Source organism: Parafrankia irregularis (assembly GCF_001536285.1).
GTDB lineage: Bacteria > Actinomycetota > Actinomycetes > Frankiales > Frankiaceae > Parafrankia > Parafrankia irregularis.
On the sequence record NZ_FAOZ01000006.1, the window covers coordinates 188107 to 212725 of the forward strand.

A 24619-nucleotide genomic window follows, 5' to 3' on the forward strand; every position below is an offset into this window, starting at 1 on the left:
ACGCGAGAACAGAAGGCAGGAAGCTATGGTTCCGCGGTGGGCGGTCCGACGCCCATGACCTGAACCCGCGCGGAAAAGGGACTTTGGGGAGACCGCATGAGCCCTATCCCGACCGGCCGTGTCATCGGGGAGGGCGATCGCTGCCGCCTCGTCCTCACCCGCACGTTCCAGGCACCGGTGCGGGAGGTGTGGGCCGCGGTCACCGAGGACGCGCGGCTGGCCCGCTGGATCGGCACGTTCACCGGCGATCCGGCGTCGGGCGAGGTGACCTTCCAGATGACGGCTGAGGACGGAGCACCCGCCCAGCAGGTCGAGATCCGTGAATGCACACCCCCACATGCCCTCCGCGTGGGCATCCACGCCGGATCGGAGCGCTGGCTGCTCGACCTCGAGCTCGCCGAGGCTGACGGCGTCACCACGCTGACCTTCTCCCAGCCGGGGCTCGACCCCGCCGCCGCGGAGAACGTCGGGCCCGGCTGGGAGTACTACCTGGACCGGCTGGTGGCCGCGGAGACCGGCGGCGAACCGGCCGCCGTCGACTTCGAGCGCGACTACTACCCGGCGATGCGGGACCACTACCAGCGGCAGGCCTCAGCGCTGAGCCCTCAGGCCTGAGGGCTGCCGGAGCTGAGGCCCGCCAGAAGAAATGCCGGGTCAGCCGCCGGCGGGCAGGTCCGCGCAGGAGGACTCGTCCGGCAGCAGCGGACGGAAAGTCAGCCGCCACGTCGCACCCTCGGACGTCCACGGGGTGATGGCGTCCGCCGTGCGCGCCGCCGCCAGCACCTTCGTCGCGTCGCCGCCGCTGGACGTCACGCAGCTCAGGCCGAGGCCCGCACCGTAGGGCTCACCGGGCAACGGCGGGCCGGGCCAGGGACGTGCCTCCCGGCTCAGCCCACCTCCGCCGCCGCACAGGTCGGGCGGGTCGCCGGCGGGCATGCTGCCGGCGGGCGCGCCGTCGCTGGGCGTGCTGGCGCTGGGCGCGCTGCCGCTGGGCGCGCTGCCGTCCGATGACGGCGCTGGGCAGTTCGCGGCCCACGGCTCGGCGAACGCGGCGATGGCGGTGGGGCTGTACTCCTCCGGTTCGCTGACCGCGCCCGTGCCCAGGGTGGCGGGCAGGTCGGTGAGCTCGGTGTACAGGCGCTGGGCGGCCTTGCGCGCGGACTGCTGGGCCGCGGTCAGCCCGGTGCCGTCCGCCTCGGTCAACGCCGTCACCTCCATCGTGCGCACACCACCCGCGGTCCGGACGGTGAACCGGGTCGACGGGGCATCCGCGATCGGCGGCTGGCCGAAGTCCGGTTCGGTGCCGACACCGGCCGCGACCGCGTGGTCGACGAGCTTCTGGACATCCGCGGCCGAGATCCGCCGCAGCTGGAGGTTCGGCAACGCCGGGCCGGGCCACACCGCGGCCACCGGGCCTTCGGTGAGCACCCGACCGTCGTGGTAGATCGCGACCAGCGGTAGCCGGGTGGCCAGCATCTGCGCTGTCACGAAACCGCCGATCCAGTCCACCCGCACCGCCACGGCGTCCGCGTCGAGGCCGGTAGTGGCACCGGTGCCGAGGCTGTCGCGGGCCGGGCCGGCGGCGGTGGCTCCGGTGCAGGCCACGCTCGCCAGTGCGGTCACCAGCGCCAGGGGTAGGACGGCCGCCATCAGGCGTCCGCCGCGGAGCATTGTCATCGCCATGGCCCTTAGACGGCGCAGTCCCCGCTCTGGTTCACCGTCACCGCGGCTCGTTCGGGGGCACTTCGCTGACGCCGCCGACTCCCCGCCGTCATCCGTACCTTCCGGCCTATGATCGGCGGGCATTCCATTTGCCTGTCAGTATCTTTCGGCGCAATCGTCTCGAGACGCGGCAACTCCACCCGCGACGCCACTGCCGACCTGACGGTCGGGCCCGAGCAGGCCACTGCGGACGAAAGGCGGGCGACACCGCATGAAGCCCCTCGGCCCCGACGACCCGCGTACCGCGGGTGCCTACCGACTCGTCGGCGTTCTCGGGGCCGGCGGGATGGGCCGGGTGTACCTGGGCCGCAGCCCCGGCGGGCGCAACGTGGCCATCAAGGTGATCCGCCCGGAGTTCGCGGACCATCCGGAGTTCCGCGCCCGGTTCCGGCGTGAGGTCGAGGCCGCCCGGCGGGTCGGCGGCCGGTGGACCGCGCAGGTGATCGACGCGGACGCGGACGCCGAGCGGCCCTACCTCGTCACGGTGTACGTCCCGGGCCCGTCGCTGCTGGATGCCGTTCACCGGCACGGCCCACTGCCCGCCCCGACCGTGACGGCTCTGGGTGTCGGCCTCTCCGAGGCGCTGATCAGCATCCACGCCGCGGGGGTGGTGCACCGCGATCTCAAGCCCTCGAACGTGCTGCTCACCGTCGACGGCCCGACGGTGATCGATTTCGGGATCGCCCGCGCGGTGGACTCGACCATTCTCACCCAGTCCGGCTCGATGATCGGCTCGCCGGCCTTCATCTCGCCCGAGCAGATCACCGGCGGGGACATCGGGCCCGCCAGCGACGTGTTCGCGCTCGGCGCCGTGCTGGTCTTCGCCGCGACGGGCAGCGGGCCGTTCGCGGGCACCGGGACACCTGCCGTGCTGTACGGGATTCTCAACGGCGAGCCGCGGCTGGACGGCGTACCGGCCGAGCTCCGCGCGGCTGTCGAGGCCTGCCTGCACAAGACCCCGGCCCTGCGCCCGCGGCCCGCCGAGATCAGGCGGGCCCTCCTTCCGGACGACCGTGCCGGTGGCGCGCTCTGGGCCCGCTGGCTGCCGCCGGAGCTGGTCACCGGTCTGATCCGGCAGGCGGTCGACGTCCTCGACCTCGAAGGTTCCGGCGGCCGGCCCGAGGTCGTCCGCTCCGATGAGACGGTGTCCCACGACGCCCCGTCGCGCAGCGCTGTCACCCACGCCCCGTCGCACGGCACCGTCACCCACACCCCGGCGTACAGCACCGCGGCTGCGGAGATCCCCGGCCTGACACCGCCGCCGGAGCAGGCCGGTCGGGACGGCCAGCGGCGCCTGCTGGCCGTCATCGCCTCCGTGGCCACCATGTGCCTGGTGATCATCGTGACGGCCGTCGTGCTGATCGGCTCCCGTGACTCCGGAGACGACGCGAAGATCGCCGACCAGGCCGGCACCGGGTCGCCCGCACCCCTCTCCGCGAGCGCGGGCCCCGGGGGCCGCGGGACGGCATCGGACGGATCGGACCCCGCCGCGTCCCCGGTACGTCCCGGCCCGCTGCCCGCCGGCTACGCCGGGACCTGGGAGGGGCAGGTCACCTCACATCTGGGCGTCACCCAACAGGTGGTGATCACCCTCCGGGCCGGCTCTGCCGGCGAGGTCGTCGGGCGTTCCGAGTTCACCCTCGACGGGCTCGGGGGCCTGGTCAGCGTTGGCTCGGAATCGGTGAAGTGCGTCGGCGACCTGGAACTCGTCGGCCTCTCCGACGGCGCGGCCGTTCCGGGAATCGTGCTGCGCGATGTCCCGGGCTCCGACCGGAATCCGACCCTGCTGGGCCTGCAGGTGTGCACGAGCGGCGGAACGAGCCGGCTGGCTCTGACCGGCGACGACGAGCTGGCCTTCCAGTCCGACGAGGACGACGCCGGGCGACCTGCCGGCACGCTGAGCCGCCGCGGCTGACCGACGGCGCCGGACGCCCGGCCGGGGCTGAGGCCGCCATGGGTCATGGCCTGACATCAGGCCTACATGAGCTGGCCGCCGTCGACGGCGTATTCGCTGCCGGTGATGAAGCTCGCGGCCGGTGAGGCGAGGAAGGCGACGACCTCGGCCACGTCCTGCGCGGTTCCGGCGCGGCCGAGCGGCAGCTCCTTTCCCAACCGGTCGGCCGTGGACGGATCGAGCATCGGGGTCGCGATCGGCCCCGGCACCACCGCGTTCACCCGGATTCGATCCCGGCTGAGCTCCTTGGCCGCCGACTGGGTGAACCCGCGGAGCGCGAACTTGGAGGATGTGTAGGCGCTGTGGTTCGCGAACCCGCGGACGGCGGCGACGGACAGGGTGTTGACGACCGCGGCGTCGTGGTCCTTCGCCGCGGCGCGCAGGGCGGGCAGTGCGACCTGCACTCCGAGAAAGGCGCCAAGGCAGTTGATCTCCCACAGCGCGCGCATGCCGTCGGCGGTCTCCTCCGGGATCGAACCACTCCGGAGCACTCCCGCGTTGTTGACCAGGACGTGCAGGGCGCCGAAACGTTCGACGGCGATCTCGACCGCCCTCCCCCAGTCGTTCTCGCTGCGGACGTCCCCCTGGCAGTCCACGACCAGCGGGTCGTTGCTCTCCGGGGTGGTCAGGTCCATGGCGACCACGGCGTAGTCCTGTGTGCGCAGGCGGCGGACGACCGCGGCTCCCTGCCCTCTCGCGCCACCCGTGACAATGGCGACCCGGTGGGTCATGTTCTTTCCTCCTCTGTGCAGAGAGTCAGGTGAAGAGATAGGAACCGGGCTCGACGTCGCGGGTCATCCGCCAGTAGTCGACCAGGCGCCAGGGGCTCAGAACGTGCACCCTGCCGTCGTCGCCCTTGTACCAGGAATGCCGCACCGCCGGATGCGCCCAGACCGTGCCGGCCAGTTCGGCACGCAGCCGCTCGACATAGTCGTCGAACGTCTCGGGGGTCACCTCCATCGACCGGTGCCCGCCCGTCAGCAGTGCCCGCAGGCACGATCCGATGAAGCGCAGCTGGCATTCCGAGTGGAAGATGATGCTCCCGGCGTGCGCGAGGTTCGTGCCGGGGCCGTACATCAGGAAGAGGTTCGGGAAACGCGGCACGGTGATACCCAGATGCGCCGCCGGGCCGTCCGCCCACTCTTCACGCAGGCGGGCCCCACCGCGGCCGGTGATATCCATCGGGGCGAGGAACTCGTTGGCCCGGAAACCCGTCGCCAGGACGATCACGTCGACCTCGAAACGCCCCCGGCCGGTGACGACGGCGCCGGGCTCGATCCGGATGATCTCGTCGCGGACCAGGTCGACGTTGTCCCGGCGCAGGCACCGCAGCCAGCTTCCGTCGTCCTGCAGCAGCCGCTTCCCCATCAGCGGGTAGTCGGGAACCACCTTGGCGAGCAGCTCCGGGTCGTCGCCGACCTGGCGCTCGATCCAGGACAGGAGCACCCGGCGCCGGGCCTCGTTCGCGGCGTTGACGGACTCCGGGAGCCCCGGCCAGTCCGGGTCCACCCGGACCAGGTCCAGGGCCTTGTCGCTGGCCTGGTACATGAGCATGAACCGGTACCAGGACGCGTAGCCGGGCAGATGGCGCATGGCCCATCTCGCCCCGTCGTGCACGGCCTGGCGGTATTTCCGGTTCGGTGCCATCCACTGGGCACTGCGCTGGAACACGACCAGGCTTTCGACGTCCTCCGCGATCGCCGGGGCGACCTGGAAACCACTCGCGCCGGCACCGATCAGCGCGACCCGTTTTCCGGCCAGCCCGACCGAGTGATCCCAGCGGGCGGTGTGGAAGACGGGGCCCGAGAAGGTGTCCAGGCCGGGGATCTCGGGGGTCAGCGGGCGGTTGAGCTGCCCGACCGCCGAGATGACTATGTTCGCGTCGAGACGGGTCTGCGTCCCGTCCGGGCCGCGGGTGACCAGGTGCCATCGCGAGGCGGCCTCGTCCCACGTCGCGGAAAGCACCTCCGTGCTCCAGCGGACGTGCGGCGCGATGTCGTGGCGGCGCATCACCTGCCGGAAATAGCTCAGCAGCTCCGGCTGCTGGGAGAAGTAGCCGCCGAAGCCGTCACTGGGCTCGAACGAATAGCAGTAGAAATGGTTGCCGACGTCCACCCGGCAGCCCGGGTAGCTGTTCTCCAGCCAGGTTCCGCCGACGTCGGAGTTCTTCTCGATGATGGTGAACGGAATGCCGGCCTGTTTGAGGCGAACCCCGGCGAGCAGCCCGGACTGGCCGCAGCCGATCACGATGACGGAAAGGCCGTGGCGCGCCGCGGCGTCGAGGTCGCCGAGGTCCAGGCGCCGGGGGTCGTCGCCCCCGATGTTCATCTCCTCCAGGAACATCTCGGCGTACTCGTCGGCGACCGGTTCGCAGACCAGCCAGGCCATGATCTCCCGCGCGAGCGGGCCGGGCGGCGGTGGCACCGGCGGGCAGCCGGCGTCCCGGTAGGCCCGGATCGCGGCCAGCGCCTGTTCGCGCAGGGCGCGTGACTCGTGCTCCTCGAGCCCGCCCTGGAAGTCGTTCGGAATGAAGGTCCGTGGCCGCAGCGGCCCGCGGACGAAGGCGGGGTCCCCGGTGAGATGGGCCATCGACGCGACCAGCGTCGGTACGCTGACGCCTTCCAGGAACGCGGCGATCTGGTCGTCGTCCTGGGTGATCGGAGGAAGTAAGGAGGACGAGGAGCCTTCGGTTCTCCGGGAGACGCCGGCTGGCATTCTTTTCATCCTTCCCGAGCGGGCATCCGGTCAGGTGCGGGTCACTGGTGGAGCGGCACGCCGCTCAGCGCCGTGACCGCGCGGGCGACCTCGGCCGGGGGCAGCGGCCGCATGATGTTGTGCTGGACGGCACCGAGCAGGTAGAGGTGCACCGCGCGGGCCCGCTCCGCCGGGTCCGGGACACCGCATCGCCCGATGGCGTCCTCGAACAGCGCGCGGATGGTCTCGAAGCAGGTCAGCACCTCGGCGTGGGCGCCCCGCGGCCAGGCGTGCGCCAGGTAGGTGGTCCACAGGACCAGGCTGTTCAGCCTCGCGGTCTCACCCAGTTCCACGCCACCGCCTTCCGGCGTCCTGTCGCCACCCGGTTCCGCTGCGCCACCCGGTTCCGCGGAACCGCCTTCCGAGGGCAGGAAGGTCGACACCAGGACACGGAACGCCGCCGGGCCGTCGGCCGCGACCTCCATGTGCTGGCGCACGTGGTCGGCGAACTGCCGCAGGAAGGTCAGGACGGCCAGGTCGACAAGCTCGCCCGCGTTGTCGACGTAGTAGTGGACCGTGCTTTTCGTCAGGCCGGCCTCCTCGGCGACGGCCCGGGTCGTGCAGGCGGCGATCCCCGAGCGGGCCACCAGACGGGCCGCGGCCTGCGCGATGCGCACACGTGCCGCCTGCTGGTTCGGCGACCAGCGTGCGGCCTGGTCTGCGGTGACAGCCGCCGGTTCGCTGACCGGTTCACTGACCGCGGGGCCCGTCATGCGGCATACACTCCGATCCGGACAAGCGTCCGAGGAGTTCGGACATCCGTCCAAAGCATAGCCGTCGCGCGACGAGGAGGGCGGGCCGATGGGCAACGCCGAGGTCAGGCTGTCACTGCCACCGGGGCAGGACGCGGACGCCGCGGAGCTCGCGGCCCGCATCAGGCAGCTCGGCCAGCCGTCGATGCGCGAGCGGGGAGTCGACGGCGCGCGTGCCTACCTGGAGGAACGGTCCGCGGCCGGGTCCGCCGGCCCGGACGTCGACCACGTCCACGACGCCACCGTGGACGTGCCGGGCCGGGCCGGGGTGCCGGTTCGCATCTACCGGGCGCGGCGACGGCCACAGGCACAGGCCGGCGCCGGTCTCCCGGTGGTGGTGTACTTCCACGGCGGCGGCTGGGTCATCGGCAGCGTCGCCGCCTCGGACTCCTTCTGCCGGCGGCTCGTCCACGCCGCCGACTGCGTGCTGGTGTCGGTCGGCTACCCGCTGGCGCCCGAGCATCCCTACCCACACGCCGTCGACAGCGCGGTCGCCGCCATCGCATGGTCGGCCGCCCACGCGCCGGAATGGGGAGGCGACCCGGCCCGGCTGGTGGTGCTCGGCGACTCGGCCGGCGGGAACATCGCCACCGTCGCCGTCCGCCGGCTGCTCCACCACGGCGGGCCGCCGGTGGCCCGGCAGGTCCTCGCCTACCCGGTGACCGCGGGCGGGCAGGTTCGCGCCGGCGGCCACTTCGGCGCCGACTGGCCGCTGACCGACGACGACCTCAACTGGTTCTCCGACCACTACGTACCGGACCCGGCGCTGCGCCAGGACCCGGATGTGGCACCGCTGCACGCCGACGTCCAGGACCTGCCGCCCACCACGCTGCTCCTCGCCGGCTGCGACCCCCTCGTCGCCGAAGGCCTCACCTACGCCGACCGGCTGTGGCAGGCCGGCGTCCGCGTCGACCTGCACCTCTACGCCGGGCAGATCCACGGCTTCCTGACCCTGGACCCCGCCGCCCTGCCTCGCGCCGAGGAGGCGCTCGGTCTCGTCGCCAACGCCATCCGCAACACCTGACAGCGCCAGCCCCCACGGCATGCGCCTCAGCCAGCGTCACCGCGGGGACGCCGTGGGGACCGCCGGGAAACGGTCACGGGCTCTGCGTGGCCTGCCCGGGCACGAGGCTCCTGCGCAGCCCGGAGACCGCCTCGTCGCTTACCCCCACCCGCGAGGCCCAACCGTCGACGCCACCGAACCGGTCGCCGACCAGACCGAGGAAGTGGATCATCGTCAGGTTCCGCAACATCACCGGCTTTATTCCGTCAGCACTCTGCGCGACGTACAGCGGATTCGCCCGCAGGCGCTCCGCAATCGTCAGCGCGTGGGAGTTGCTGGCGATGTAGTCCGAAATTATGTGCTCGTCCGTGACCTCGACCAGACCGAGCAGGAGAGCCGCGACCAGCCCGGTGCGATCACGCCCGGCGGCGCAGTGGAAGAGTACCGACTCGCCCACCGACACCGCACCCGCGATGATGCCGATGATCTCCGCGAGGGCCTCCGCGCCCTCGACCAGGTTCACGAAGTAGCCCTCGGCGAGCGCAATGGGATCGCGGCCGTCGGGGAAGGGCTCGCGACCGATTCTCCCCTCGGGAACCACGGAGACGTGGACGCACCGCACCTCGGGCAGGAGCCGCTGGTCCTGGAGCCCGTCCCCGTCGGATTCCTCGCGCGTTCGGATGTCCACGACCGTACCGACACGCATCTCGTTGACGAGCCGGTGCCGGTCCCGCTCCGACATGCGGTCCAGAGCGCCGGACCGAAACAGGACACTCGACAACGTACGCAAACCGCCCAACGTGGAGAGACCACCGAGATCCCTCGCATTGGTTATCCCGTCAAAGGGCGTCAAGTTCCCCAAACCAGACCTTCCGCCTGAATTTGACCACAATTCACCATGCAGCTACCTCATCATGCAGATACACAAAGCTCGACCCGAATGCAGCCCATCGCATTCTTCATGCTTTCCAGGCCCGCCTTGGAGTGTACCGCCGCCCAGGTTTTCGCCATGCCGCGGACAGGGCACGGACCAACGGGGCACCTAGCCGGGGAATCCGTTACCGAGGACGTCCGGCCCGGCTGGGCGAATCCGAAGAGTGGAGGATTCTGGTCGTCAGAACGACCAAAATCCTCTTTTCTTGTGGATTGTCAGCCCCGCTGCGGGAGTCCTGCCTGTCGCCCCCCAGCCCGAGTTCGGGCGGCGGCCGAACGAGCGGGTCAGACGCTCAGCCGTCGGTAGCGGGCCAGTCGGCGGACGTCGTCCGCGGTGGGCCGGACGGTGCAGGGTGCGACGGCCGCCTCCAGCCGGGCCTGGACGCCGGCCAGGTCGAGGCGCAGGCCGATCGCGACCAGGCCGTCACCGCCGTCACCCGCGAAGCCTGGCCTGGCAGCGCCGGGGCCGAGGCCAGGGCTGGGGCTGGGGCTGGTGGGCCTGGGGATGCTGGGCCTGGGGATGCTGGGCCTGGGGGTGCTGGGCTTGGGGGTACTGGGCCGGGCGGCGATGTGGATCTGGCCGCCGACGAGGTTGACCACGTGGGGGCGCAGGCCGCGGCCGGTGTCCACGGTCACGGTGCCCTTGAGGCGGTAGACGCCCGGCGGGGGCCGCTCGATCAGATCGACCAGCCGGCCCGGGTCGACCGGGCCGGTGGCGAGCACGGTCACCGCGTCGGCCCGCGGGTGCGCTTCGCCGTCGTGGTCGTGGTCGTGGCCCTCGCCGTCCCCTGCTTCGCCGGCCTCCCTGGCCGCGGCGGCGAGCGGGAGCTCGTCGATCGGGTCGTGCGGGTTCGCGGTGTCGAGGACCAGGGCGGGGTCGAGGCGCCCGCGCGTCGTCTCGACGATGTGGACCTGCGGGTTGGACTCGCGTACCCGGTCGGCGATCCGTCCCAGGATGTCCACGCGGTGCTCCGGCGGGAGCCGGTCGGTCTTGTTGATCACGACGAGGGTCGCGGAGGCGAACCGGGCCGGAGGCAGGCCGGTGCCCGGGTCGACCGTGTCGAAATAGGCGGCGGCGTCCACGACGTCGACAAGGCCGCCGGGGCGCACCCGAGGAACCCCGCTGAACCGGATGAGCCGGGCGAGTGCCGGCGGGTCGGCCACCCCGCTGGCCTCGACGATCACCGCGTCGAGGCGCAGCTTCGGCTGGCTCAGCTTCGCCAGCGCCACGTCGAGGCCGTCGGTGTCCGGCAGACAGCACAGGCATCCTCCGGCGATGGAGGCAGGCTCGTCCACCTGGCCGCTGACCAGGGCCGCGTCGACGTTGATCGCGCCGAAATCGTTGACCACCACACCGAGCCGCGCCCCGGGTGCCCGCAGCAGGTGGTTCAGCACCGTCGTCTTGCCCGCGCCCAGATATCCGGTGAGCGCGATCACCGGCACCCGCACAGCCATCCCCCACCCGCCTCCTCGTCTACCGGCATCTTCCTCCTGCTCGGATTCCTCCTGCTCGGCGCCGGTACGGGAGCCCAGGGCCGGACCAGCCGCGCCCCGCACAGGTGTGATGTCAGCGCGGCTCCAGCAGGACCAGCGGAATCACCCGTTTCGACTTGCGCTGGTATCCCTCGTAGACCCGGTTGCCCGCGACGACCCGCGGCCACAGCCGGTCGCGTTCCGCCTCCGTGGCGACCCGGGCGCGCATCGGGCGCCACGCGCCACCACGGAGGCGGACCTCGACGTCAGGCTGGGCGCGGAGATTGAGGAACCAGTCGGGATGGCGGTCGTCGCCGCCTCGGGAGGCCACCAGCACGATCGACCTGCCGTCGCGGACCGGCGAGGTGAGCATGATCGTGTGCTGGTGGCCGCTGCGGCGGCCGACCGTCGTCAGCTCCAGGACGGGCATGCCGATCGCACGCCAGCCGAGCCGGCCGCGGGTCGCCTTCAACAGCAGCCTGTGCGCGCTGTTCATGGCCTTGAAGCCACGCTCGCTCACCATGTCCCGGCCCTCGATCCGTCCTCGCCGCCCGGCCCGGCAAGCCTAAGGCCCGCTCCGCTCCGCGCCCCGTCGAGCCATCGAGCGGGTGGTCTGGTGGGCTGGTTGGCATTCGCGGCGGGTGACCCCCGATGGTCACGCACAGCCATGACTACTCTCGGAAACTAGGGGAAGACACTCCGTGCCCGTCGCGACCCTCGATGTGGCAACGACCGCGGCTAACCAGAGCCGACCATCCTCGTGCGCCGCCGATCGCGATCGGTCGCGCCCGATGTCCACCCAATGGTCCGGTCCCGCTCGGGGCCTCAAAGGGGGGAACCCATGAGCTGGTCACGAACGTCCCAGCGCTGTGCGTCTCGCGCGTTCGTCCTGACCGCCACACTGACCGCGGCCCTGGCCACGCCGATCCTCTTCGCTCCAGACGCCCACGCCCAGCCGACCAGCCCGGCCACCCAGTCGGCCGCGCCGACCTACGGGACGGTCTCGCCGACCAGCGGAACCGGATCGCCGACCGGGACTGCCTCACCCACCGGGACGGGCTCGCCCTCACCCACCGGCACGGCGAGCGCCGTACCCGGCGCGGCGGGCGCGCGGTGCCCGACGTTGCCGGAGGTCTCCGGCCCCCTGAAGACCTGGCAGTCCGTCGCCAACCTGCCCTCGGCGCGTGCCCATCTGGCCACGACCACCGCCTGCGACGGAAAGATCATCGCGATCGGCGGTGAGACCACCAGCAGTGCGGCCGGTGGCGCAGGCGGTGCCGGTGGCGCGGGCGGCACCGGGTCGCCGACCGGGTCGCCGACGACAAGCCCCACCGCGACCACGTCCTCCCCCACCGGGTCACCCCAGACCGGCGGTCCGACGACACCGACGACCGGCCCGGCCGGTGGCGGGACGGGGACACCTGGTGTACGGCTGACCCCGGCCGCCTTCAACGGCGACATGCCCACCGACATGCCGACCGACATGCACGGCTCGCCCGGTAACGACACAACGACGCCCACCACGACGTCGCCGGGCTCGACGACGACGTCCACCGGCTCACCGACGTCGTCGGCCAGCGCCTCGCCGGGCACCGGCGGCGCCGGCGGTGCGGCCGTGTCACCCCGCGCGGGCACGCCGGTGGACGACGTCCAGGTGTTCGACCCGAAGAGCGGCGCCTGGTCCAACGGGCCATCGCTGACGACCGCGCGTACCCACCCGGCCGCCGCCACCGACGCGAACGGGAACGTCTACGCGATCGGTGGGCGCACCGGTGACGACGCCACCCCGACGGACTCCGTCGAGGTCTACTCACCGTCGAGTGGCTCCTGGACCAGCGGGCCCTCGCTGCCGAAGCCGATGGGCGACCCCAGCGCGACCCGCGGCACCGACGGAAAGATCTACGTCCTCGACTCCTCGACGCTGGCCATTTTTGACCCGGGCAGCAAGAGCTGGTCCACGGCCGCGGCTCCGCCCTCGGCCACTGCCTCGCCCGCGCTGGCAAGCCTGCCGGACGGCCGGATCCTCGCCGCCGGTGGAAGTGCGTCGGGCAACGGCAACAAGGCCTCGTCCGACGCCTACGCGTACACGCCGGGCTCCGGTGGCGCGCCCGGTGGTTCCTGGGTTCAGGTAGCCGACCTGCCGACCGGTGTCTCGGACGCGGCGGCGGCGACCGGGCCGGATGGCCGGGTCTATGTGACCGGTGGCCGGGACAGTGACGGGAAGGTCGTCGGCGACACCCAGGTCTTCACCCCGGACGACGACAAGTGGTCGGCCGGCCCGAGCGGGGCCCTGTCGACCCGCGCCGACGCAGGCGCGGCGACCGGTGGTGACGGTCACGTCTACCTGACCGGCGGTACCTCCAGCTCCGGTTCCGCACTGGATTCCACGGCATCGCTGAGCGAGTGACCCGCCCGCCGATCCTGTGAGGATCTTCTGAAGTAAGATCATCTGACGGCGCTGTTCTCCCGGGTGGTCCTCCCGGGAGAACAGCGCTGACGCGTACGCCGGGCCCCGTCGCGGCAGTCGGCCCGACCCGGGCACCCGACGCGCGCCTACGCTGATGGGTGGCCCCGTCGGGTACCGAAAGCCACAAAGCGCGCCAAGCATGACATTCTGGTCGGTCATGCAGGACACCGGAACCGTTCGCGTCGACTTCGTCTACCACACCGGTGTCGGACGCCGGATCGCGGACGAGGCACGGCTCGCCGGCGGCTGGGACGAGCAGGGGCGGCCCGCCGCCGCGTGGTCGACGACGGCGATGGAGCGCTTCGTCGCCGAAGACGGCACCGCCGCCTTCCGCGCCTCGGTCACGCTGGACGCGAGTACCTCCTGGACCGTCGACTGGGGTGTGTGGCTGGTCCGTCCCGACGGCTCGCGGGTGTGGGGGATCCCCGCGGAGCTGGCGGACGCACAGGTCACGACGCAGGTCCGCCAGCTGCGGCTCGAGCCGCAGGACGGGCCGGTGGCCCAGGCCGAGTTCCGGCTCGCGACGCACCGGCACAACGGAGCACGACGCCTGGTCCGCGACACCGGCGGCGAGGTCGACGCCGTCATCGGGGCCGGCATCGGGCTCGGCACCACCAGCATCAGCGCCAGCGCCGGCGCCGGCGCCGAGGCGGCTGAGCGGATCCGGTTCCGGGTCTGGGCGCCGCACGCGCGTGGCGTCGAGGTGGCCTTCGCCGGGCCGAGCGGCTACATCGCCGACGACGGCCGAGGCGAGGACGACCAGCTCACCAGGCTGCCGATGCGCGCGGTGGCTGGCGGCTGGTGGGAGGCCGCCGCCCCCGGCTTCACCGACTGGGTCGGCCGGCGCTACGCCTACCGCATCGTGCGCGACGACGGCTCGGTGGCCTGGCGGTCCGACATGTACTCGACGCGCCAGTGCGGCGCTGGTGACGTCGACCCGTGCGGCGCCCCCTACGACGGGCCGGCCCACGAGCTGGACGGCGCCGTGAGCTGCTCGGTCATCGTCGACACCCGCGACGACGCCCGGTTCTGGGCGGACGAGTTCGACCCGACGCGGCCCGTCCCGCGCCGCGTCGAGGACCTGGTCATCTACGAGCTGCACGTGGGCTCGCTGGGGTTCGGCCGCACCGCGGCCGGTACCTTCGCCGACGCCACGGCCCTGCTGGACCACCTCGTCGACCTGGGGGTCAACGCCGTCGAGCTGATGCCCATGTTCGAGTTCAGCGGGACGAGATCCTGGGGCTACGGCAGCTCGCACCTGCTCGCCGTCAAGCAGAGCGCGGGTGGACGGGAGGGGCTGCGGGGATTCGTCCGCGCCTGTCACCGGCGCGGGCTCGCCGTGCTCATGGACGTCGTCTACAACCACTACAGCCCGAACGCCCAGCGCTGCGCCTGGCAGGTCGACAGCACGGCCGCGAGCCGGAACATCTACTACTGGTACGAGGGCGCCGAGACCGACCACCCCCACCCGGACGGTGGCTACCTCGACAACATCTCCTCCGGCTGGGCTCCGCGCTACCACGACGAGAACGTCCGCGCGCTGTTCATCGCCAGCGCGGTGGCGCTGCTCGACGACTTCCACATCGACGGGCTGCGGGTCGATCAGACCACCTCGATCCACGCCTACAACAGCCTGCACGCGGACGGGAGCCCCGTCGGCGCCGCGAACATCGCCGGGCGCAAGTTCCTGCGCGAGCTGTGCCAGACCCTGCGTGTCGTCGACCCGCAGGTGATGCTCATCGCGGAGGACCACTCGGGCTGGGCCGAGGTGACCAGACCCGCCGAGGAGGGCGGGCTCGGCTTCGACGCACGCTGGTACGTCGACTTCTACCACCACCTGATCGGCGACAAGGGTGAGGGACCGGAGTACGCGAAGCTGCTGCACACCGCCGGTCGCGACCAGCACGGCCCGCTGGCGATGGGCCGGTTCGGTGCCGCCCTGACGGCAGCGGCGGACAACGCCGTGGTCTACACGGAAAGCCACGACGAGGCGGGCAACGCCGAGCAGACCGCGCGCAACATCCTCGTCGCCGTCGACCACGCCCCGCTCGACGGCGAGACCGCCTGGTTCGCCCTCGCCCGGCTGCGGTGTGTCGCCGCGCTCACGCTGCTCTCCCCCGGCACGCCGATGTTCCTGATGGGCGACGAGGTGGGTGCCGACCAGGCGTTTCTCCACGACTCGTTCACCGAGGCCAAGGAGGACCTCGCCGGGCTGCGCGCGAACCGCGGCGCCGGCCAGTTCGCCTGCTACCAGGCACTCGTCGCGCTGCGGCTGGGCAGCCCGGCGCTGCGGTCGCGGTCCGTCGAGGTGGTGGCGGCCGACGACCCGGCCCGGCTGATCGTCTTCCGCCGCTGGGACGCCGGCGAGGAGTTCCTCGTGGTGGCGAGCCTGGCCAACGAGCCCGCGCCCGGCCGCACGCTGTCGCACCCGTCGCTGGCCGGCCGGCGATGGAAGCCGGTGCTGGACACCGACGCCGTGGCCTTCGGCGGCCGCGGCGCCCGGCGGGAGCGGGCACTGTCCGCACGCGGGGAGTCGCTCCGGCTCGACGTGGCGGCCGTCAGCGTCCGCGTTTACCGCAGGCGCACGACAAGTTCACACCATGGACGTCCCTGGCGGCGGTGGGCGGGCAAGCTGGGCTGGTGACCACACCGCCGGCCGAAGCCGCCAGCGTCCGCGGAGGAGGCCCGTCGGTGATCGAACGTTTCGTGCTCTGCTCGCGTGGCTGCCAGCACTGGGGTGCGCTCGGCGCCGCCGGTGTGCTGCTGCGGGCAGCCGCCGACCCGGATCCGAGGTATCTGCTCGTCCTGCGCCATCCCCGGTCGCATCAGGGCGGCACCTGGGCGCTTCCCGGCGGAGCGCTTCTGCCCGGCGAGTCCGCCCTGGCCGGGGCGTTGCGGGAGGCCGAGGAGGAGCTCGGCCCGCTGCCGGCGCACATCCCCCGTGCACACCCGCCCGCCCGCGCATACGTCGACGACCACGGGCAGTGGTCATACACGACGCTGGTGCTGGATATCGGCACGATGTTCGAACCCTCCGCCGCCAACTGGGAAACCGCGGACTGGACCTGGGTCTCGGCCCGCCACGCGCTGACGATGCCACTGCTGCCCGCGCTGCGCGCGGCCTGGCCGGCCCTGACCGACGCGGTCTGACACCGAGCCTGCGACGGCCGGGCGGCTCGGCTCGGCGCGTCGGCTCGGCGCGTCGGCTCGGCGCGTCGGCTCGGCGCGTCGGCTCGGCGCGTCGGCTCGGCGCCGCGTCCCCGGGCACCCGACACACCGCGGGCCCGCGCGGCGCCGGATGGGAAGGAGCCGCTCACCGGCGGTGTTGACTCACAGCATGCCGTTGACTGGTGAATACGAGCCAAGCCCCGCCGAATGGGTACGCAAGCAGGTCGAGGAGTACGAAAGCTCCGGCGGAACACGCGGCACCGAGCTGCGCGGCGTACCGGTGATCATTCTGACGACCCTGGGCGTGAAGTCGGGCAAGATACGCAAGAGCCCGCTGATGCGGGTCGAGCACGAGGGCCACTACGCGGCGGTCGCCTCCCTCGGTGGCGCGCCGAACCACCCGGTGTGGTTCCACAACATCGTCGCCCATCCGCAGGTGGAGCTGCAGGACGGGCCGATCCGCCAGGACATGGTCGCCCGTGAGGTCACCGGGGCGGAAAAGGCACTCTGGTGGGAACGCGCGGTCGCGGCCTGGCCGGACTACGCGGATTACCAGAAGAAGACCGAACGCGAGATTCCGGTGTTCGTCCTGGATCCCGTCCAAACCGGGTGACCAAACAGGACGGGTAGCCGGAAAGCGACAGGACGCCTAACCGGCACCATTTCTTGCCACCCCGCTCCGTTACCACAGAATTCCTTGGCTGGACCGCCGGCGGAGGCGATCTGGAGTAGCGTTCACGTCGCCTTGCCGAACCATTCGGCGAAGGATTGATGAAACACGAGAGGGGATCAGCGAGAATGGACCAGCAGCAGCGTCAGCAGGTCGAGCAGCAGCTGCGTCGGAACTGGAGCCAGATCCGCTACCGGATCCTGGACCAGTTCGGCCAGGTCAGCACCGCCGACCTTGACGCCGCCACCAGCGTCAACGACCTCGTTGCGCGGATCGCGGACAAGACCCACCACAGCGAGCGGTACGTCCAGAACCGCCTGCAGGAGCTCGCCGGTGTCGGCGCCGGCCAGAACCTCTCCGGTGGTGACCGCCTCGGCGCCAACATCGGCCAGGTCGGCCAGCAGGGTCAGCCGTTCGGCGCTCAGTAGTCCGACTGCCGGCCGGCAGCCTGCACTCCGGCTGCCGGCCGGCAGTTCACTGAACCTTCTCCACCGTCGAACCGGACTTCACGGCATCACTGGCCGCGAACCGTGAGATGGAAGGTTCACAGTTCGGCTCCAGGTCCGGCTCGCCGTCAGGCGGTCCGCCGGACAGATCGATCCGCTACTTGGTGCGTGTGTCAACACATGGTTCACACGCGCCAAGTAGTGCTCGAATCTCCAGAAGGCCGTCGATCAGCTCGAGTGTCGCTGCGTCACGCGGGAGCCGTCGCAGCTCATCGAGCATCGCGTCGGTCTCCTCCACGGTCGGGACGCCGTCAATCGACGCCGCCAGCTCAACAATCGCGGCCATGATCCCACCATCTTCCGGATCCGTAGCGCGTACCGCGCGTCCGAATAACCCTGGTCGGCATGATGCCAGATGGGTGCTCATCGGGCATTACGCAGGTGTCAGGTCCGTTCGGCAGCCAGCGAGACGATCCCCCAATCCCGATCTCCGCGAACAGGCCACCATGCACGCGACGTCCACGGCCAGGTCGTACGAGCGAGGAGCCAACCGCTTTCCGTGGCCTTTCTGTTACGTGTCGACCGGAAGCCCACGTGCTCGTATCGGTGTAGTTACCCGCTCAGCACGTCATCAAGCTCACACCGAGAAATGCCTCGGCCCCGGTGGAGGCCCGCGGCGAGAAAGGCGCGGCCGGGCGTCGGCCGGACCGGGGTGACGAGCGCGGCCCGCGTGAGAGAACCAGCTCCCGGCCCGGTGGCCGGACCCGTCCGCCCGGCCGCGGGAGGGTCCGGGGAACATCGGTCCCGCACAGATCGTCGTTCAGACGACGAAACGTCTCTACGAAGCGGGGTCCACCGATGCCGTACTTCGACCTGGGGGTCGAGACGAGGCTGTTCTTCACCGACGACCCCGCCCAGGACGCTGACGACCCGGCGGCCGAACCGCTGCTCCTGATCCACGGCTGGTGCTGCGACTCGCACGACTGGAACGCCCAGATCCCCGACTTCCTCAGCCACCACCGGGTGATCTCCTTCGACCTGCGCGGGCACGGCCGCTCCACCGGTTCCAAGGGCCTGCGCCCGAGGGTGCTCGCCGCGGACGTCGCCGCGCTGCTGCGCCAGCTCGGCATCACCGGGAGCGCCAGAGGCTCTGGGGGCACTGGGAATGCCGGGAGCGCTGGGGGCCGGGTGGTGGCGGTCGGGCACTCGCTGGGTGCCATGGTGGCCAGCGCGCTGGCCGTCGAGAACCCCGAGCTCGTCCGCGGCGTGGTCGCCGTCGAGCCGGCGTACGGCCTCACCGAGGCAGAGGTCGAGCGGACCGCGCGGACGTTGGGTGACCTGGGCGCGCCGGGCACCCAGCAGCGGTTGTTGCGGTACCTGGCCGCGCTCGCCGGCCCCGAGGCGCCCCGGCCGCTGACGACCTGGCACCGGCGCCGGGCGATGGGGGTGCCGCTCGACGTCGCCCAGGCGGCGCTGGCCGGGATGTGGCTGGCCGAGGACCAGTTCGGCAGCCGGGAGCGCAGCACCGCCTACCTGCGCGGGCGGTCCTGCCCGGTGCTGGCGGTCTACTCCGAGCGGCAGGGCGACCGGGCGGACTGGGAGCGCGGCCTCGCCACCGGCCCCTGCGACGAGGTGCATCAGCTGCCCGGCGGCCACTGGCTCCACCAGGAGCATCCCGACCTGTTCAACTCGCTCGTCCTCGGCTGGATCGACCGGCTGCCCGCCACCGATCGCTCGTCCCGCACCCGGGCCCGGTGTTAGCTTCACTTGGCGTGGAGCCTGTGACGTCCGAAGTGTCGGCGGAGAGTCCCGCGTTATCGCACCAGCCGTGCGGCTACCTGGCTCGGGCCTGGTGGGGCGACGTGCTGGTGGCCGAGTCCCGGGCCGCCGTCCGGGTGCGGGAGGCAACCGAAGATCCCGTTCTCTACTTTCCCCCCGCCGACGTGCGCATCGAGGCCCTGCACAGCGAGGGCCGCGCCATCACCTGCCCGGTCAAGGGCCAGGCACGGCTGTGGACGCTCGAAGGCAAGGTGCAGGCCGGCTCCCGGGACTGGCATGACCCCGGCGGCGTGATCTCCGTCGACGGGCGCGACGCCGTCTGGGCCTTCTCCCAGCCCGCTCCCGGGCTGGAATGGCTGACCGATCTGGTCGCTTTCGACCACGACCGGGTGCGGGTCGAGGTGGTCGACGCCGGCCCGGGTTCGGACGAACGCGACACCACGATCAAGCGGTTCCCCACCTGGGGTGACGCCGCGGACCTGATCGACATCATGAACGTGCGCCCGGCCGGGGACCGCCGGTACGTCAGCACCACGCTGGCGGGCGCGCGGCGGCCGGTCGTCGAGGCCAGCCAGATGCTCGGGCAGGCGATCGTGGCGGCGGGCCGCCACGCGCCCGAGCGCAGGGTCGTCTCGGCGCACATGGTGTTCTACCGGGCGGCGGACGCCCGGGAGCCGCTGGAGTTCGAGATCGACGAGCTCAGCGCCGGCCGCAGCTTCTCGACGCTGGCCGTACACGTCTCGCAGGGTGGGCGCCGCCGCGCGAGCGGCACGCTGCTGCTCGACGTCACCGCCCCGGACGTCGTCCGCCACCAGGCCGCCACCGAGCCGTGCGCGGGCCCCCACGACAGCGAGCCGTACGACATGTCCGTCACCGGGCGGGACATCCGGATGGTCGACGCGGCGTACACCGACGACCCCGACGCACCGGTCGGCCCGCCGGTCATCGACACCTGGGTCCGGTTCCGGGACGTCCCGGCGGACCCGCCGCTGCACGCCGGGCTGCTCACCCAGTTCACCGGCCACATCTCGATCGCGGCCGCGCTGCGTCCGCACGCCGGGGTCGGGCAGAGCCAGGCCCACCGCACGCTGTCGACGGGGATCAACGCGATCGGCATCTCCTTCCACGCCGCGGTGCGCGCGGACGAGTGGATGCGTTATCACCACCTGTCCACGTTCGCCGGCGACGGGATGACCCACTCGGAATGCCGGGTGCACGACGAGGCGGGCGCGCTCGTCGCGTCGTTCACCGTGGACGCCATGCTGCGCCCCTTCGCCCAGAAGGCCCACGCGGCGGACGACCGGCTCGCACTGTGAGCCTGCCGGCGGGGCGGGCGGGGCGGGCTACCGGCCGGCCTGTTCGGGCGTGGTGACCGAGGGCAGGTCCTGGTAGCGCGCGGCCCGCTTGTCAAACCTGGCCTGGACGGACTCCGCCACCTCGCCGGGCTGGAAGGCACCGCCCTGCCAGGTGGCGGTGTAGGCCAGCCCGTCCGCGACGGTGTGGTCCCGTGCGTGCAGCAGCAGCTCCTTGCTGCCCCACACCGCGACCGGGCTGTTCGCGACGATCTCCGCGGCGATCTCGCCGACGCCGCGGAGCATCGCGTCCCGGTCCGGGAACACCTGGTTCACCAGACCGGCGGCGAGGGCCTGATCGGCGGGCAGCCGGCGCCCGGTGTAGACGAGCTCCCGGGCGAGGCCGTCCGGGATGACCCGTGGCAGGCGCTGCAGCGTCCCGAGATCCGCCGGAATTCCGATCTTGGTCTCCTGGACCGTGAAGAAGGCGTCCGCGGTGGCGTACCTCATGTCGCAGGCGGTGATCAGGTCGACGCCACCGCCGATGCACCCGCCCTGTACCGCGGCCAGCACGGGGACCCGCAGCCGTTCCAGGGCCGTCAGGGCTTCCTGCATCCGCAGGATCAGCGACCGGCGGGCGAGGTTGGCCCGGGCCGGCTCACCGTCGGCGAAGAGCTCGGCGCTGCCGAAGGCGGCCAGGTCCAGACCCGCGGTGAAATGCCGGCCGGTGGACGCCACGACGAGCGCGCGGACGGCGCCGTCCGCACCGAGCCGGGCCAGCGCCTGCGGGAACTCGTACCAGAACTCCGGCTGGAACGTGTTGAGCTCGTCCGGCCGGGAGAGCACCAGCCAGGCGACCTGGTCGACGATGTCGATCTCGAAGTTTCGGCTACCCACGGCTGACTCCCTGACTCCCCGCAAAGGCACGGACGGCGAACGTTTCACACTCTCCCGGTGGCGGCCCAGGGCTCCTCCCGGTGGCGGCCCCGGGCTCCCGGTCACGCGGCCGCGGCCGGCCCGGGCAGGAGCGAGGCGAGAGCGGGCACGAAGACCAGCGACCGAAGCGTGTCGTTGAGATGCGTGCAGGTGCTTGTACCCCGCAGCTGCGCCCGCACCACGTCGCGCACGTCGGCGGCGGCGACGCCGGCCAGGCGGGACGCGCTCGCCGCCGCGAACGGGCATTCCACCCAGGGCAGGACCCGGGGATACGCCGTGATCTCCGTGAGGACACCGCTGGCGAGATCGAGCCGGGCCGTGACCGTGTACTCGTGGATGACCGTCTCGGGCCCGCCGTCGGACTGGTAGCTGTCCCGGAAGAACAGGTCCACGTCGGCGGCGCCCGGCACGGCCAGGGAGCGCACGACGTCCAGGCGGCGGTGCCGGCGCATGCCGTGCGGCGGCAGCGGCGGCAGCTCGTGCCAGCCCTGCGGGTCGTCGGGGCGGACGAGCGGCGGGGTGGCCGGGCCGGTCACCATCGGCGGCATACCCTCCCGCTCGATGTTCTCGATGATCGTCCCGCCCTGGACCCAGCCGGCGCACTGGTCGGCCTGGGCCAGCAGGAAACGCCCGCCGGGCAGGACATACCCCATCCGGCTCACCGCGTAGCCCGAGATGAGCCCGACCACGGACACGTCGTCCAGCATGGCCGCGAGCAGCGGCAGCCTCTGGTCGAGCTCGGGCAGCAGCTCCGCGAGGCGGCGGCGGAACCCCGACGTGCCCCCGGTGGCCACCAGCTGGCGCAGCGCCGGCACGGCCGGGTCGGCATCGAGGCGGCGGATCTCACGCGCACCGGAGGAGGCGAGCTCGAGGTGGAAGCGCGCCGCGTCGCCCTGCGCGGCCAGGCCGTCAGGCGCGGTGACCAGGTCCCGGCCGCGGCCGACGAGGTGCAGGTCCCCGTCGGCCCCGTCCGGGTGCAGCGCGTCGATCGTGATCGTGCGCCGGACCGAGCCGGGACGGCGGACCGGGCTTCCCACCACCGGGTCGTGCAGACCCCGGCGGGGATGCAACGGCGGCTCGGCGGGAGGCGGGTCCACGAACTGCCAGCTCACAGCGACGGTCTCCCTCCGGGCCGGCCGGGACGGGTCAGCGGCGTTCCGGACGGGTCAGCGCGCGGCGTCCAGGACGGCGGGCCAGTGCGCCTTGTTCGAGCCGCCCGCGTCGTAGAGGGTCGTCCGGGCGTAGACGCCGCCGATCTTGGCGACGAGACCGCGCCCGACCTCCTCCGGCGAGCCGATCACCGAGAACTCCGCCAGCATCTCGTCGGTGATCAGCCCCGCCATGTCGTCCCAGCGGCCCTGCTTGGACAGCGCCGTCAGCTCCGGCTGCACGTCACCCCAGCCGTGCAGCTCGAGGACGGAACGGTAGGCCGGGGTGGAGCCGTAGAAGGCGATCTGCTTCTTCGTCGCCGCGACGGCCCGGGCCATCTCCTCGTCCGTCCGCCCGATCGTGACGAACGCCGGCCCGCAGACCGTGAAGCCGTCCAGGTCACCGCGGCCGGCCCGGGCGCGACCGCGCAGCAGCGCCGGAATGGTCACTTCCTCGATATAGCGCATGGTGCTGAACGGATGGACGAAGAATCCGTCGGCGACCTCGCCGGCGACCTCCGTCATGCCCGGGCCGACGCCGGCGAGAAAGACGGGGGGCGGGCCGAACGCATGGGGTTTCGGGGTGAAGAACGGCGTCATGAGCGTGTGGGTGTAGAAGTCGCCGCGGAAGTCCAGCTTGGTGCCGTTCTGCCAGCAGTCCCAGATCGCCCGGACGGCGAGGATGAGCTCGCGCATCCGCGCCGCGGGATGCGACCACGGCATGGAGAAACGCCTTTCGATGTGCGGCTTGATCTGTGAGCCGAGCCCGAGGACGAACCGCCCCTCGCTGTACTGCGCCAGGTCGTAGCCCAGGTTCGCCAGCGTCATCGGGGTTCGCGCGAAGGCGATCGCGATCGACGTCCCGACGGTGATCGAGTCGGTCACGATCGATGCCTGCAGACACTGGAGGAACGGGTCGTGGCTGGTCTCCCCCACCCAGGCCCCGGCGTAGCCGTCCTTCTCGACCTCGACCGCGGAGCCTGCGGTCACGGCGATGTCGTCCGACAGGTTGTAATCGATCTTCATTGCTGCTCCTCGCCCCGATCCACCGCCGGCCACCGATCCTCAGGTTGGCGTCCCCGCACCGATGTAGGCAACCGATCCAGGCCCCCTCGACAAGTCACATAACAGGTCGCATCGATCTCGTAACGCACGGTATGAAATCCGAAGCCTCCGGGCACGGGTGAGGGAGAACCCGCACACGACAACCACCCTGCTGGAGGGATGACTTCATGAGTGCATCAGGCGATCGTGGCCACGATCTTCGCGGCCACGGCCACGATCTTCATGGCCACGCCTTTCACGAGCATGGCCGCGGCCGTGGCCACGGCGGCGCGTCCGGTGGTGCGGGAGCGGGCCAGGACCTGGGCGCCAAGGCCATGGGGGCGCTGCTCCCGCTGGGCATCGGCTGGCTGCTGTTCGCACTGGCCATCCCGATGTTCGGACTGACCACCGGCAAGTCGATCGCCGTCCTGCTCGGGATCACACTGCTGCTGGGTGCGCTCAGCGAGCTGGTCACCGGCCTGGCTTCCGGCGTCTCCTGGCGGCCCACACACGCGGCCCTGGCCGTCGCGCTGGCCGCCGGCGGCATCGTGGCGCTCGTCTGGCCCAGCCCGACACTGGCCGTGGTCGCCCGGATCGCCGCCTGGTCACTGCTGGCCCTCGGCATCCACGCCCTGGTGTCGGCGTTCTCGCAGCGGCAGGCAGCGCATGGGGGTACCTGGTGGGCTCCGCTGACCATCGGCGCGTTCTCGGTCGCGATGGCGTTCTGGGCCGCGACCCATCACCATCCCACGTACTCGCTGGTCGTCCTGTGGGTCGCGCTCACCGCGCTCGTGATCGGTCTGACCAAGTTCGCCGCGACCATGCGCTCCGCGGACGGTGAGGAGCCCCGCCTGGACACCCTCATGCACAGCGGCTTCAGCGGGCGGGCGGCCGCCGGCGCCGCCCGGGCCGAACAGCAGCCGCACATGGACCCGGCCGCACCCACCCGCGGCGGCGGCGGAAGCTGAGATCGCAGGCTGCGGACGCCACGGCGGCCGGCGGTGCGCATGCGCAGGCACGCGCACGCCGGCCGCTCGGGTCCCGCGCAGCCGGTCGATCCGGCTTCGCCTGGTTCGTC

Annotated in this window: 22 protein-coding genes; 11 read left to right on the forward strand and 11 right to left on the reverse strand. The window is 71.9% G+C overall.

Annotation, left to right across the window (positions count from 1 at the left end):
* The first annotated feature begins 96 nt into the window (after positions 1-96).
* Positions 97-615 carry an SRPBCC family protein gene (locus AWX74_RS12000; RefSeq protein WP_091275098.1) on the forward strand — a complete coding sequence of 173 codons (519 nt, stop codon included), beginning with the start codon at positions 97-99 and terminating at the stop codon, positions 613-615.
* A gap of 39 nt (positions 616-654) precedes the next feature.
* On the opposite strand, the gene AWX74_RS12005 is transcribed toward AWX74_RS12000, so the two are convergent.
* Positions 655-1677: a cold-shock protein gene (locus AWX74_RS12005; RefSeq protein WP_091275744.1), complete on the reverse strand. Its 1023-nt coding sequence runs from the start codon at positions 1675-1677 to the stop codon at positions 655-657.
* Between the two features lie 256 nt (positions 1678-1933).
* Between AWX74_RS12005 and AWX74_RS12010 the strand changes: the two genes are divergently transcribed.
* On the forward strand, positions 1934-3637 hold the full coding sequence (locus AWX74_RS12010; protein WP_091275105.1) for a serine/threonine-protein kinase: 1704 nt from the start codon (positions 1934-1936) through the stop codon (positions 3635-3637).
* Positions 3638-3699: 62 nt separating this feature from the next.
* On the opposite strand, the gene AWX74_RS12015 is transcribed toward AWX74_RS12010, so the two are convergent.
* From AWX74_RS12015 to AWX74_RS12025, 3 genes are read right to left on the reverse strand one after another with little or no spacing between them, the layout of a single operon-like run.
* A complete protein-coding gene (locus tag AWX74_RS12015) occupies positions 3700-4407 on the reverse strand; it encodes an SDR family NAD(P)-dependent oxidoreductase (RefSeq protein WP_091275109.1) in 708 nt (235 codons plus the stop codon).
* Positions 4408-4432: 25 nt separating this feature from the next.
* Positions 4433-6391 (reverse strand): flavin-containing monooxygenase, encoded by a 1959-nt coding sequence (locus tag AWX74_RS12020; protein ID WP_091275131.1) that lies wholly within the window; start codon positions 6389-6391, stop codon positions 4433-4435.
* A gap of 41 nt (positions 6392-6432) precedes the next feature.
* A complete protein-coding gene (locus tag AWX74_RS12025; protein WP_091275135.1) occupies positions 6433-7143 on the reverse strand; it encodes a TetR/AcrR family transcriptional regulator in 711 nt (236 codons plus the stop codon).
* Between the two features lie 88 nt (positions 7144-7231).
* Here AWX74_RS12025 and AWX74_RS12030 point away from each other — a divergent pair, with 88 nt between their 5' ends.
* Positions 7232-8206: an alpha/beta hydrolase gene (locus AWX74_RS12030; RefSeq protein WP_091275139.1), complete on the forward strand. Its 975-nt coding sequence runs from the start codon at positions 7232-7234 to the stop codon at positions 8204-8206.
* 73 nt (positions 8207-8279) lie between these two features.
* On the opposite strand, the gene AWX74_RS12035 is transcribed toward AWX74_RS12030, so the two are convergent.
* The 3 genes from AWX74_RS12035 to AWX74_RS12045 form a co-directional block, all read right to left on the reverse strand.
* Complete coding sequence (locus AWX74_RS12035) at positions 8280-9077, reverse strand: tyrosine-protein phosphatase (protein WP_311983734.1); 798 nt, start codon at positions 9075-9077, stop codon at positions 8280-8282.
* Positions 9078-9403: 326 nt separating this feature from the next.
* On the reverse strand, positions 9404-10573 hold the full coding sequence (locus tag AWX74_RS12040) for a CobW family GTP-binding protein (RefSeq protein ID WP_091275147.1): 1170 nt from the start codon (positions 10571-10573) through the stop codon (positions 9404-9406).
* A gap of 112 nt (positions 10574-10685) precedes the next feature.
* Positions 10686-11114: a nitroreductase/quinone reductase family protein gene (locus AWX74_RS12045; protein WP_165615573.1), complete on the reverse strand. Its 429-nt coding sequence runs from the start codon at positions 11112-11114 to the stop codon at positions 10686-10688.
* 318 nt (positions 11115-11432) lie between these two features.
* On the opposite strand from AWX74_RS12045, the gene AWX74_RS12050 reads away from it, so the two are divergent.
* The 5 genes from AWX74_RS12050 (at position 11433) to AWX74_RS12070 (ending at position 17324) form a co-directional block, all read left to right on the forward strand.
* Complete coding sequence (locus tag AWX74_RS12050; RefSeq protein ID WP_091275150.1) at positions 11433-12998, forward strand: tRNA wybutosine-synthesizing protein 4 beta-propeller domain-containing protein; 1566 nt, start codon at positions 11433-11435, stop codon at positions 12996-12998.
* A gap of 199 nt (positions 12999-13197) precedes the next feature.
* Entirely contained in the window at positions 13198-15702 is a 2505-nt protein-coding gene (locus AWX74_RS12055; protein WP_091275154.1) for an alpha-amylase family glycosyl hydrolase, read from the forward strand.
* A gap of 47 nt (positions 15703-15749) precedes the next feature.
* Positions 15750-16208: an NUDIX domain-containing protein gene (locus tag AWX74_RS12060; protein WP_242666189.1), complete on the forward strand. Its 459-nt coding sequence runs from the start codon at positions 15750-15752 to the stop codon at positions 16206-16208.
* Between the two features lie 187 nt (positions 16209-16395).
* Positions 16396-16839, forward strand: a complete 444-nt coding sequence (locus tag AWX74_RS12065; protein ID WP_091275158.1) for a nitroreductase family deazaflavin-dependent oxidoreductase — start codon at positions 16396-16398, stop codon at positions 16837-16839.
* A gap of 185 nt (positions 16840-17024) precedes the next feature.
* Positions 17025-17324 (forward strand): hypothetical protein, encoded by a 300-nt coding sequence (locus AWX74_RS12070; RefSeq protein ID WP_054564172.1) that lies wholly within the window; start codon positions 17025-17027, stop codon positions 17322-17324.
* Between the two features lie 175 nt (positions 17325-17499).
* Here AWX74_RS12070 and AWX74_RS12075 read toward each other — a convergent pair whose 3' ends face one another.
* Positions 17500-17688 carry a hypothetical protein gene (locus AWX74_RS12075; protein ID WP_091275162.1) on the reverse strand — a complete coding sequence of 63 codons (189 nt, stop codon included), beginning with the start codon at positions 17686-17688 and terminating at the stop codon, positions 17500-17502.
* A 512-nt stretch (positions 17689-18200) separates the two neighbouring features.
* Between AWX74_RS12075 and AWX74_RS12080 the strand changes: the two genes are divergently transcribed.
* Together AWX74_RS12080 and AWX74_RS12085 are read left to right on the forward strand one after the other, a co-directional pair.
* Complete coding sequence (locus tag AWX74_RS12080) at positions 18201-19103, forward strand: alpha/beta fold hydrolase (RefSeq protein ID WP_091275166.1); 903 nt, start codon at positions 18201-18203, stop codon at positions 19101-19103.
* Positions 19104-19123: 20 nt separating this feature from the next.
* Positions 19124-20437 (forward strand): DUF427 domain-containing protein, encoded by a 1314-nt coding sequence (locus AWX74_RS12085; protein ID WP_242666190.1) that lies wholly within the window; start codon positions 19124-19126, stop codon positions 20435-20437.
* 27 nt (positions 20438-20464) lie between these two features.
* On the opposite strand, the gene AWX74_RS12090 is transcribed toward AWX74_RS12085, so the two are convergent.
* The 3 genes from AWX74_RS12090 to AWX74_RS12100 form a co-directional block, all read right to left on the reverse strand.
* Positions 20465-21310, reverse strand: a complete 846-nt coding sequence (locus AWX74_RS12090; RefSeq protein ID WP_091275169.1) for an enoyl-CoA hydratase-related protein — start codon at positions 21308-21310, stop codon at positions 20465-20467.
* A 101-nt stretch (positions 21311-21411) separates the two neighbouring features.
* The gene (locus tag AWX74_RS12095) at positions 21412-22461 is read right to left on the reverse strand and encodes a DUF2889 domain-containing protein (RefSeq protein ID WP_091275172.1); all 1050 of its coding nucleotides are present in this window, start codon (positions 22459-22461) and stop codon (positions 21412-21414) included.
* 54 nt (positions 22462-22515) lie between these two features.
* Positions 22516-23523 carry an LLM class F420-dependent oxidoreductase gene (locus AWX74_RS12100; RefSeq protein WP_091275175.1) on the reverse strand — a complete coding sequence of 336 codons (1008 nt, stop codon included), beginning with the start codon at positions 23521-23523 and terminating at the stop codon, positions 22516-22518.
* A 206-nt stretch (positions 23524-23729) separates the two neighbouring features.
* Between AWX74_RS12100 and AWX74_RS12105 the strand changes: the two genes are divergently transcribed.
* On the forward strand, positions 23730-24509 hold the full coding sequence (locus AWX74_RS12105) for an HdeD family acid-resistance protein (protein ID WP_091275178.1): 780 nt from the start codon (positions 23730-23732) through the stop codon (positions 24507-24509).
* The last annotated feature ends 110 nt before the right edge of the window (positions 24510-24619 follow it).